This window comes from Kitasatospora sp. NPDC056446, assembly GCF_042796115.1.
Classification (GTDB): domain Bacteria; phylum Actinomycetota; class Actinomycetes; order Streptomycetales; family Streptomycetaceae; genus Kitasatospora.
In genome coordinates this window covers 1-1582 of record NZ_JBHTRF010000207.1, presented here as the reverse complement: position 1 = coordinate 1582, position 1582 = coordinate 1, and the positions used below count along the sequence as shown (strand labels likewise).

Annotated in this window: 1 protein-coding gene; it reads right to left on the bottom strand. The window is 64.6% G+C overall.

The genetic code is table 11. The annotated features are described in order from the left end of the window. Nucleotides 1-146 precede the first annotated feature (146 nt). The gene (locus ACFQ6N_RS40695; RefSeq protein WP_380659181.1) at nucleotides 147-1181 is read right to left on the bottom strand and encodes a hypothetical protein; all 1035 of its coding nucleotides are present in this window, start codon (nucleotides 1179-1181) and stop codon (nucleotides 147-149) included. Nucleotides 1182-1582: the final 401 nt, after the last annotated feature.

Sequence of the window (1582 nt, the reverse complement as noted above, 5' to 3'; positions counted from 1 at the left end):
GTGGATTTGGTTGTTAAGGGCGCCCGCTGCGATTTTGAGAGTCACTGGGATGCCCAGTCCAGTGGGCAACTGGGCTGGGCTCAGCGCGCACCGATTGCCGTGGGCGCCGGCGCCCCTGCCGGCGCCCCACGGATGCGGTCAGCCGCCTACACCGCCAGCAGGGGCTGCACGAAACGCACGCCGAACTGATCCAGCCGTCGGTAGATCGTTCGCAGCAAGACCGTCTTCACCGTATTGAGGTCGACCCTGTGGGTGCCTTCCTGTCCGTTGGGGTACAGGTCGCACAGCCACATCCCATCGACAAAGTTGCCACCCATCTCTCCTTCGCGGTAGTCCGGACCGTGCACGCCGTAGCCCGGCTCGACCACATAGTGCCAGCCTTGCTGTCGCGGCAGGCGGAAGGGGAACGAGCCGGCGCCAAGGCGCGTGAGGATCTGCGGACTCAGCCGGATCACGATCCGGTAGCCCCCCTCTGTATACCCTTCCGGCCAGTAGATATGGCAGTGCACACCCGGTGCGACAATGGCCAGCAGGCTGCGCGACAAAGCCGCGGTGACATTGCGGCGGCACTGCGTGTCGTCCTGCTGGTCCTGCGCCGAGTAGATGAACAGTCCGCCGGTCCACGTCGCATCCTTGAGCTTGGCCACCAGCGTGTTGCGCCCGCGCGCCTTGGCCAGCGGGGGCAAGTTGGGCTTTTCCAACGGCGCACGATGCCAGTGGGCCGAATCGACGCGGAAGTTTTCCACGCCCTTGCCGGAGAAGAACTCCGGCAGGATGATGAAAAGATCAGTCGCCACGGTCTGCGGATCGACCCCCCGCAGCTGCGCCGACACGTCGTAGGGTACATCCAGATATTTTTCGGGCCGCTGCCGCTGGCTCGGGTACTGGGTGATGTCCAGGTCCAAGCGGACCCCCAGCGCAATCGACCAGAGCGCCTGCGCGGTATCCCATGAGCCGGTCAGTCCGGCCATGCGTTCGGCAAATGCGAGATAGTCGAAGCGATCGGCCCGCCACTGCGGGTTGTGCAGTAATTGTTGTTCCCAGCCAGCTACGGTGCCCAGCCCCATGCCGCGTACCACGGCCTCACGAAGCTGGCGAAGATTGACCTTAAAGTAAGGGGACGCGGCGCTGCGGAGCTGGTCCGCAAAGTCGTACACGCCCGTGCTGTCTGCAACAAGCATAGATGTTCTCCTAAGTTGCAATCGAAGTACTGTCCAGGCTACGGCTTCTTCGTGGACACTCCGAATACAACGGGAGGACGCAGAAGTGGATCTTGGAGTCCGTAGCAGCTCAGGTGGATTGCTCCGCCTCGGGCTATTGCCCGGCCCCGACTTTGAGACGCCACATCGTGAAAGTCAAGCGCATCGACTGCACCGCGATTGCAGTGCGCGGTGGCCATCGGATCGGCAGGTGCGGGCCGCGCGGGCCGATGGCAGATCTGCGCGCGGGTCATGGCATTCGCTACTGGTGCCGGGAGCCGATCCGGCGCGGTGGCGCGCTAGGCGCGCGCATCGTCGCGGGGGAAGCCACCCCCAGTAGGCGGCATTGCCGCGCCGGTGGGTGTTGCCGGTTCGGGTTGGCC

Coding starts and splice junctions, on each gene's coding strand:
- ACFQ6N_RS40695 (WP_380659181.1), bottom strand. CDS start 1,181: ATGCTTGTTGCAGACAGCACGGGCGTGTACGACTTTGCGGACCAGCTC.